This window comes from Microcoleus sp. BM001215392 (assembly GCF_036700185.1).
Classification (GTDB): domain Bacteria; phylum Cyanobacteriota; class Cyanobacteriia; order Cyanobacteriales; family Microcoleaceae; genus Microcoleus.
Genome location: NZ_JAUBOJ010000159.1, coordinates 1 through 9382, shown reverse-complemented (window position 1 = coordinate 9382; position 9382 = coordinate 1). Strand labels below are relative to the sequence as shown.

Annotated in this window: 4 protein-coding genes; 2 read left to right on the top strand and 2 right to left on the bottom strand. The window is 48.8% G+C overall.

Annotated features, from left to right (window positions below; all coding sequences use genetic code 11):
• Both QT974_RS17785 and QT974_RS17780 read left to right on the top strand, forming a co-directional pair.
• A partial coding sequence (locus tag QT974_RS17785; protein ID WP_333469763.1) for a type 2 lanthipeptide synthetase LanM family protein occupies positions 1–3173 on the top strand: 3173 nt, incomplete at its 5' end.
• Between the two features lie 68 nt (positions 3174–3241).
• Positions 3242–3382, top strand: a complete 141-nt coding sequence (locus tag QT974_RS17780; RefSeq protein WP_333469762.1) for a hypothetical protein — start codon at positions 3242–3244, stop codon at positions 3380–3382.
• Positions 3383–3570: 188 nt separating this feature from the next.
• Here the strand turns inward: QT974_RS17780 and QT974_RS17775 are convergent, their stop codons facing one another.
• Positions 3571–6651, bottom strand: coding sequence for an NHLP bacteriocin export ABC transporter permease/ATPase subunit (locus QT974_RS17775; protein ID WP_333469761.1), 3081 nt, complete (start codon positions 6649–6651; stop codon positions 3571–3573).
• A 3-nt stretch (positions 6652–6654) separates the two neighbouring features.
• Positions 6655–8979: an NHLP family bacteriocin export ABC transporter peptidase/permease/ATPase subunit gene (locus QT974_RS17770; RefSeq protein WP_333469760.1), complete on the bottom strand. Its 2325-nt coding sequence runs from the start codon at positions 8977–8979 to the stop codon at positions 6655–6657.
• Positions 8980–9382 lie beyond the last annotated feature (403 nt).

The following is a 9382-nucleotide window of genomic DNA, read 5'->3' as shown; positions in this document are numbered from 1 at the left end:
TACAGGAAATAAATTTACAGGAAATAAATTTACAGGAAATAAATTTACAGGAAATAAATTTACAGGAAATCATTCAAACGGCTTCAGAAGGGAGAGTGGAAACCAGGGATTGGGGACTATTACCCCTTCCAATTGACCCTGAAAATCCACTGCCGTTTGAAGACTTGCTTCTGCCAGCTATCCGTGTAGCGCGACAGAAATTGCTAGCTCATCTGGGTTCTGAGTCATCATCTCCTAACTATTTTCCCTTAGAAATCCTCACAGAGGAAGCCTACCTAAAGCTGGAGTACAGCTTACTCGTCATGCTAGTAAACCTGTGCGAGAAAACCCTAGCACTTGAATTTTCTCGTTTTCGTCCCTTGGGATACGGTGTTCTAAATTTTCTAGTAACAAAGATAGAAGTTCCGCCTGAAAAAACTTATTACCAGGCATTTGTGCAAAAACTTTTACAGGAGGGAATGCTAACTTTTTTCCAAACCTATCCAGTGTTGGGAAGATTGATAGCAACTCGAATTGATTTTTGGGTAGAAGCAACAGCCGAGTTTCTGCAACGCTTAAAAGCAGATTTACCTGAAATTGGGCAAGTGTTTCCACTCGATCGCAGGAGTTCTGGAGTAGAGAAGCAGAAAAGTAGTGAAGAATTACCCATTACCGAGCTAGGAAAAGTTGTTGAAATCAAGCCGCATCTATCTGACCCCCATCATCGAGGACGCAGTGCGATCGCTCTCACTTTTGAGTCGGGACTGAAGCTTGTCTACAAACCAAAAGACTTAGGCTTAGATGTTGCCTACAACCAGATTTTAGAGTGGTGCAATCAGCAAAGCGTGCCTTTATCTTTCAAAATCCTGAAGGTACTCAATCGCCAAACCTATGGCTGGGTCGAATTTGTGGAGCATTTGCCGATCGAGGATGAGGCGGCGGCGCGGCGCTTCTACCAACGAACAGGAATGCTGCTGTGCCTGCTGTATGCCTTGGGCGGAACGGATTGCCATCATGAGAATTTAATCGCCAACGGGGAACACTTGTTGCTGATTGACATGGAAACCCTGATGCACCATGAGGCGAAACTGCAAGACTTCCCTCAACAACAGCAACAGATGGCTGACGATCGACTGTTGTGGGATTCAGTCCTACGCACTGGACTCCTTCCTCACTGGAACTTTAACAAAGATAACCGCTTTGCCTACGATATCTCTGGACTGGGGAGCATCGATCCACAGCCATTGCCTGGGCGCGTGCAGCAATGGGAGTTTGTCAATACGGATAATATGCACCAGGCATACAAAACTGTTGCGATACCAGTCCAGAAAAATGTACCGATTTTGAACGAAGTTCCCCTGTCCCCGAATGACTATCTTGAAGAGTTAGTTGAGGGGTTTGAACAGATGTATCACTTCCTGCTCGAACACCGAGAGGCACTCTTAGCAGGTGAGTTCAGTTCTCTCAAAAATTCATCGAGTCCCCTAGCCGCGCTAGAGGCTCAGCAGGTACGGTTTGTTTTCCGCAATACTAAAGTTTATGCTGTCATTTTAAATAATGCCCTGTCTCCCCAATTTCTAAAAAATGGGCTGGATCGAAGCATTGAACTGGATATCTTAGCCCGTGCTTTTTTGACAACTGAGAGCAAGCCTCTAACTTGGTCGATTTTGCACTCAGAATTGAAGGCAATGGAGCAGTTAGATATTCCTTACTTTGCCGCCGATTCCGACAGCAATGCCCTCACCATTGGTGTCGATCGACCGATTCAACATTTCCTTACAGAACCCTCCCACACTCAGGTGATCTCTCGGTTGCAAAAATTCGACGAGACTGATTTAGCTCGGCAAGTTGCCATGATCCGAGGAACGTTTTATGCCAGAGTAGCGCGATCGCCTGGAACTGAGCAAGCTGGTATGGTTTCAACTCCAGAGGCGGCTGATTGCTCAACACAAAGCCCTTTAACCAGAGAACAGTTGCTCGCTTGTGCTGATGCCATTGCAGAGGAAATCCATACCCACGCCATCAAGGAAGCATCGGGCAGTGTTTATTGGCTTAGCTTAGGCTACGTTCCCAATGCCGATCGATTCCAATTTCAACCCCTAGGTGCGAACCTCTACGACGGTAACTGTGGCATTGCCCTGTTTCTAGCGGCTTTGGCTCGAATTGGAGGCAGCAGCCAATTTCGTGACTTGGCTTTGAGTGCTTTGGAATCCTTACGGAAAGTGTTGCAAACAACCAATGCTCAATTGACTCAAAAATTTGCTAAGACAATGGGTATTGGTGGCGCTACTGGACTTGGTTCGATCGTTTATTCTATGGTCAAAATTAGTCAATTCCTTCAGGAACCAGCCCTGATGGAAGATGCAAGAGAAGTTGCAAATTTAATTACACCCGAACTGATTGCTGCTGACCAACAGTTGGACGTAATGGCTGGAGCAGCAGGAGCAATTCTGGGGCTTTTGACACTTTATCGGGAGACGACTGAGCAGGTAGTTTTAGATAAAGCGATCGCCTGCGGTCAGCATTTGCTAGAGCATCGTCTCAGCGTTGAGGGTTCCCCCAGAGCCTGGAAAACTATTGAAGATAAACCGTTGACAGGTTTCTCTCAAGGAGCCAGTGGTATTGCCTATGCCCTGCTGAGGCTCTATGCGGTAACAGAGAACAGCGCCTACCTAGAAGCAGCCCTTGAGGGAATTGCCTACGAACGCAGTGTTTTCTCGTCCTCTGCTGCCAACTGGCCTGATTTCCGTTCCTCCTTCGCACAGCAAAACGGTCAACCTGGGTTTATGGTCAGTTGGTGTCACGGTGCTCCTGGAATTGGCTTAGCGCGGTTGGGCGGTTTGTCGATTTTAGAGACAGAAGAAATCTATCAAGATGTGGAAGTGGCATTGCAAACGACTCAGAAGTATGGCTTGCAAGGTTTAGACTCTCTCTGCTGCGGCAATTTTGGTCGCACTGAGTTGCTGCTCGTTGCTGCCCAAAAATTAGCTCGTCCCGAATTGCGAGAAATGGCGTTACAAAGAGCGACTTGTGTAGTAGCGAGAGCAGAACAAACAGGAGCTTATCAACTGTTTCCTAACTTGCCTAATTATGTGTTTAGCCCAAGTTTTTTCCAAGGAAAGGCTGGGATTGGCTATGAACTGCTGCGGTTGGCGTACCCAGAGGTACTGCCCTCGGTGCTGCTTTTGGATTGACAAAATGGTGGCCATAGCATGAGCCTACTAAATCATCAAAATCAAACTAATTAGGAGGAAATAATTTAATGTTGCAAACACTTTATCTCATGCAGCAAGCACCAGATACTAGCGGTGCTGTACCCTTCAGTATTGGCTTAGTTATCATCTGCTTGCTATTATTAATTTTGCTGTGGTTGCCTGATATAATCAAGCAAGATCGATCGTAAAAAATTACAACTTATATCAAATCCGTCAGGATCGAAATAATTCATCTCTCTCTTCTTACTCCTCTGCGTTCTCTGCGCTCTCTGCGGTTAAATCATTCCGAAACAACCGTAAAGAAATTAGGCATAAATACCAAACAAACCTGGTTTTCCCCAAAAACCAGGTTTGATTTTATTGCTTCTTCCTTTTCCTATAACTGTCGCGCCACCAATCGAGCAAATAACCCTTCTTGTTTAGCCAGTTCATCAAACGAACCAGCCTGCACTAAACGGCCAGCTTCTATTACATAAATCCGATCGGCATTTCGGATCGTACTCAAGCGGTGAGCAATGACTACTCGCGTCGCATTCAACTTGTCCAAACTCTCAGTAACGATCGCCTGCGTGCGGTTGTCCAAAGCACTCGTAGCCTCATCCATCAAAATAATTTTCGGCTTTAAGACGATCGCCCTAGCAATCAACAGCCGCTGCCGCTGTCCCCCCGAAAGATTCGTGCCGCCCTCACTAATCACAGTGTGCATTCCCATCGGCATTTGGTCGATATCCTCAGCAAAGCCCGCCATTCGCGCCGCTTCCCAAGCTTCATCCAGCGTCACCAACGCCCCGCAAGTCAAGTTATCAAATATCGAACCAGTAGTCATTCGACCGTTTTGCAGCACAACTCCCAACTGCCGCCGCAAAGCCTGGATATCCACCCCCATCAAATCTTGGTCATCATAAAAAACAGTCCCGCTTTGTGCAGTTTCAAACCCCAACAACAACCGAAAAATAGTTGATTTTCCGCTGCCCGACGGCCCGACAATCGCCACAAATTCCCCCGGCTGGATGTGAATGCTGACATCCTCCAGAATCATCGGCCCGTCGTCGCGGTAGCGAAAAGTAACCCGATCCAAAACAATATGACCCTTTAAGCGACCCGGATCTGCCTGACTCGGATCGGATTCTGGCGTTCCCTGGACGATCGACTTAGCTCGCTCCCACAGCGGTACAATGCCTAAAATATCAGTCAAAGTATTGCTCAAATCCGTGACAGCAGACAGAAAAGTTCCAAAGGCCGAATTAAAAGCCAAAAATGTACCCGCATTCAGCCCTTGAACCCCTTTAGCTTGACTCATCTGCATAAACAGAATTGCAAACCAAAACATCAGTAAAGAACTCACCAGCGGCAGCGCTTCATTAAATACCGAAACGCTGTCATCAATCCGTTTAATGCCGAGTTTGACTTTAATTTGCTGGCTGTACTTTTTCGACCAAGCTGCAAAAGCTCGCGCTTCTGCCGCAGCTACCCGCAGCTTTGATACACCGTTAATTAACTCTACTGTCAGCCCGTTAATTTCACCGTGTGCCATCTCCATTTTCCGCTCTTTGCGGATCAGCAAAACGCTAGATATTCCAGTCACAATCACCGCGAGCAAAGTTACACCAATTCCCACTAAAGCTAGCCGCACGCTGTAAAAGAACATCAGGCCTAAATTCAACAGAGAAAACACCGCACTTAAAAGAGTGCGCTGCGTTGCACCGCTGAGTTTCCGCCGGATCTGGCTGACTGCTTGCAAACGAGTCAGCAAATCGCCGGAGGAATACTTGCGAAAAAATGCTGGTTTTAAATTCAGCATTTTGTCCCAAACTGCGGGCTGCAAAGCTCCTTCAGCAGCGTTTTCTACCCTCACAGTCAGAATTGTTTGACCTATTTGAAACGCGGTTTTTCCAAGGGTGGCTGCAAACAGCGCCAGCCCTATTTGCCACAGCAAAACCCGATCGCTCCCAGGAATTGCATCGTTGATTAAAATCGCCGTCGCCTGGGGCGCAATCATTCCCAACAGCGTTCCGGCAAGTCCGAGCGCGATGACAGCGAACAGGCTTTTTTCAAAGCCTCTGATACCAAACCGAAACACTTGAACGACGTTGTGAATTACCAGCGGCAGCGGCCGGTAAAACATTTGAGCTTCCGGCAACAGCGTCTTTGCTACCGCTGCTGTCACCCGAGTCCAAGTTCGCCGATCCCCGTCAAACAAAACATAATTATTTCCCCGCGGCAGCAGTGCCACCGGCTTGTTGTCTGACGCCAGATAAGCCAATAGCGGGCCGTGTTCGCACCGCCACCAATTCCCGGTCAGCAACACCTGGCGGGTGCGAAATTGCGACGATCGCGCGATCGCCTCCATCGGGTCTTTCAGCCGGCTCAGATCGACCGATCGCGCCGGCGGACAAATCGCGATTCCCATTGCCCGACCAACCGCCCCAGCAGCCGCCAGCAGAGGCGTTTCTTCCTCAAAAAACTTGGTTTCTTGAGGGTGAAGCAGTGCAACAAGTTGTCCCAGAGCACCGTCTGTCACCTGTTGATTCAGCTCCTCCCGCTGCAAAAATCGCTGAAATTCTGCTGCTGTTTCCTTGTTTAGCTGTAAATTTAAGCGATCGAAAAAATAGGCGTGCAGCAATGCCAAACCGGCAGGAATTTGCTCGCTGTTTTCCAATTGAGAGGTTGCCGTCGCCTGCAATTCAACAGCAGTTTCCGCCACAAACCACATACCAGGAGCGATCGGAAATATTGCCGAAGCTGAATCGAGTTTCAAATCCTCGATTCCCATCCACCAGACAGTGCCGCTGCTCAAATGTACCCAAACTGGGCGGTCGATTTCTGGCGAAAACACCTCTCCTATTTGTAGTGACAAATATTGAGAATTTGGGAATTGGAAATTGGGGATTTCCGCTTCTGGCAAGTCTGCTGTTAACAGTTCTCCTAAATGTTTTACCCATGTTTCTAGGAGGGCGCTCGCATTTCTGCGATCGCCTGCAACTAAAGCGGTAAAATCGGCGATCGCCAGCGGTAGCAATTCTGTTTGCTCGAGCGCCACTGCCAACATAGCCCACCCGTCCCGCGGCGCCGCCCCAAACAAAGCCTCACCGGCGCTGACACTGAACAGATAGTGGCGGTGTCCCGCAGGTTCGCCCGCCTCAACCTCGGTCGCAAACACTGCCAGAGTGCCGGACTCGATCGCCCACACCGTCGCAGCATCATCCAGCAACAGCGGTTCGTTGCCTCTAATTCGGCGCACTTCCCCAGCCGGATTGAGTAAAAGTGGCGGGGAATTGCGATCGCCCTGACTGCGGTCAAACACTGGCTGCGTTGGAGCATCCGTTACTGTATCTGGAGTCTGGGAAATTGGTTCCGAGGAATCGCGATCGCGAACAGAAATTTTAGGAAAAAAATTCTGCCGTTCTCCCGATCCAGTACCGTTATCTTCGTGCGATCGCGGATTTTTGCCTTCCATAACCTATGCCTCCTCCGAACTAATCAAACGAACGTAAGCCCCCGCGCGATCGCGCAAGTCCTCGTGAGTACCTCTCTCAACCACTTTCCCCCGTTCCAGCACCAGAATTTCGTCGCAGTCCCGAATCGTACTCAGCCGATGAGCTACCACAATACAAGAACAGCCGCGACGGCGCAGGTTGCGATCGATAATCAACTCTGTTTCAGCATCCAAGGCACTCGTTGCCTCGTCGAGCACCAACACCGCCGGATTTCTCACCAAAGCCCTAGCAATTTCTAAACGCTGGCGCTGTCCCCCGCTCATGTTCGTGCCCCCTTCGCTGAGTTGGGCGTCATATCCCCCAGGCATATTCAAAATCAAATCGTGAATCGCCGCATCTGTGGCGGCCCGCACCAAATCAGCTTCCGGCACCGTTGAATCCCAGAGAGTAAGATTTTCCCGAACAGTCCCCGCAAACAAAAAGATATCCTGTTCAACCATTGCGAGCGAATTAGCGAGGATCGAACGTTGAATCTGTTGGCGGGGAATGCCGTCAAACAAAATTTCACCTTCCCAAACCTGGTACAGGCCAGTAATCAGTTTGGCAACAGTAGACTTGCCAGAACCGCTGCCGCCTACCAAAGCTATCCGCTGCCCCGGTTTGACAGTGACAGTCAAATTTTCAATTAAGGGAGAGTCTAACCTGTTGTAGCCAAAACTGATGTTTCGCAGTTCGACATAACCCTTAAGCTGAAACGAGTCTGAGGTGATGCTGGTTGAGGAATGGGGTGCAGGGTCGATCGCCCTTGTCTCTACAATTGACCCTGGAGAATTGGCAGGAATTTCTAATCGGGCCTCTCCCAGCGAATGCCTGTGGAACCCTCTACCCCTCTGGGCTTCAGGATCGGTGGGATTTTGCAAAACATCGTCGAGACGGTTTAAATCGGCTTCTAGCTCTTGCAGCGTCGTCCCAAAACCGACAAGATTGTTAACCGGCGTCAGAAATTCCTGCGTTAAAGTTTGGTATGCAATCAGCATCCCCATACTCAAGCTGCCGTTCATCACCCGCAGCCCACCGACAACTAAAATAGACGTTGAGGCCAGGGCCATCAAAAATCCGGGCAATATTGACAAAATTTGAGACGGGAGTGCCAATTCTTGCTGGGCGTTGAGCATTTTGGCATAATAGCCAGAAAACTTAGAAAACAAGTCATACTCTAAACCGCTGGCTTTGATTGTTTCGATCGCTTGGATACCGCCGATCGCAACTCCGCTGACTTTGCCGCTTTCAGATCCGAGTCTGGTATTGGCATCGACGCGGCTGCGGGATAAAGATTGCAGGGCGAAGAAGTTGAGGGCGGCGAAGAAAATGGCGACAGCGGTTAACACTCGATCGTACATCAGCATGATCGCAGCGTAGAAAACCATCATTACCGTGTCGATCGCAGTGGTAGCCAGTTTTCCCGACAATACCTCTGCAACCTTGTCATTAAGTTCGCTGCGGCTGCTGATTTCGCCCGTGAATCTCTGCGCGTAAAACCCAACTGGCAAGCGTAAAGTATGCCACAGAAACTGTCCCGACATCGAAACTGACAATTTAACAGCAAGCCGCCGCAGGTAAACAAACCGCAATTTTGCCAGTAGCCCCCGGATCGCAGTCGCAAACAGCATTACCAACAGCAAAGGCCGCAGCCATTCAGTACGGTTTTCGACAAGAATTTCATCGATAAAAATTTGGCTGAAAGCTGGTACCGCCAGACGGGGAACAGTTAGCAGCAATCCTGCTACCAAACAAAAGGCGATCGCCCACCGCGAACTTTGGAGGCGATTGCTTAAGGCAGGGATAATTCCGGGTTTTTTGCCTCCTTTTTTAAAGTCTGGCCCCGGTTCCATCATCAGGACAACGCCGGTATAAGCGCGATCGAATTCATCGAGATCGACTGTTCTCGGCCCCGCAGCCGGATCGTTGAGGTAAACACGTTTTTTAGTAAACCCTTCTACTACTAAAAAGTGGTTGAAGTTCCAAAAAACAATATAGGGAGGGGGCAGAATTTTTAAATCGGCGATCGGCTTTTTGAATCCTTTAGCATCCAGGTTGTAAAGTCGAGCTGCTTTGAGTATGTTGGATGCTTTGCTGCCATCTCGCGAGACTCCGCACTCGCGGCGCAATTCTGTTAGCGGTACAGTTGAGCCCCAGTAGCTCAAGATTATTCCTAAAGCAGCGGCACCGCATTCAACTGCTTCCATTTGCAAAATTGTCGGAGTGCGGGCGCGTCGCAGTTTGCGTTTGATCTTGAGTTTGGCAATAAAAGAAGATAAGTTCTTGGGAATAAAAGATGATAAGTTCATAGCTTTGTTTGTTGTTTGCAATATGCGCTGTGAATTAGATTTTTTAACGAACCGCGAAGGCGCGAAGAGCGCGAAGAAAGAATGGAAAGTTGTACGCCTATTATTGAGAATTGCTATATCCCAATACGCTTGGGTTAAAACTGTTTATTCCTCGGAGATCCCTCTAAATCCCCTGATTGCTGGGGGACTTTGAGTAAGTTCTTGTCCCCCCTTGGGAAGGGGTGTGCCAGGGAGATCGGGCTTAACTGAACCGTATTGTGCTATATCCACCTGTTTGTAGTAAGGACTAAAATCCTCGATCCAGTTTTTTTTATGTACAACACTTTTGCTGGTAAGTGAAGTACAGGATGCATCTCAATGCAAGCGAATATATCCGTAGGGGCGAAGCATGACCGCAGAAAAT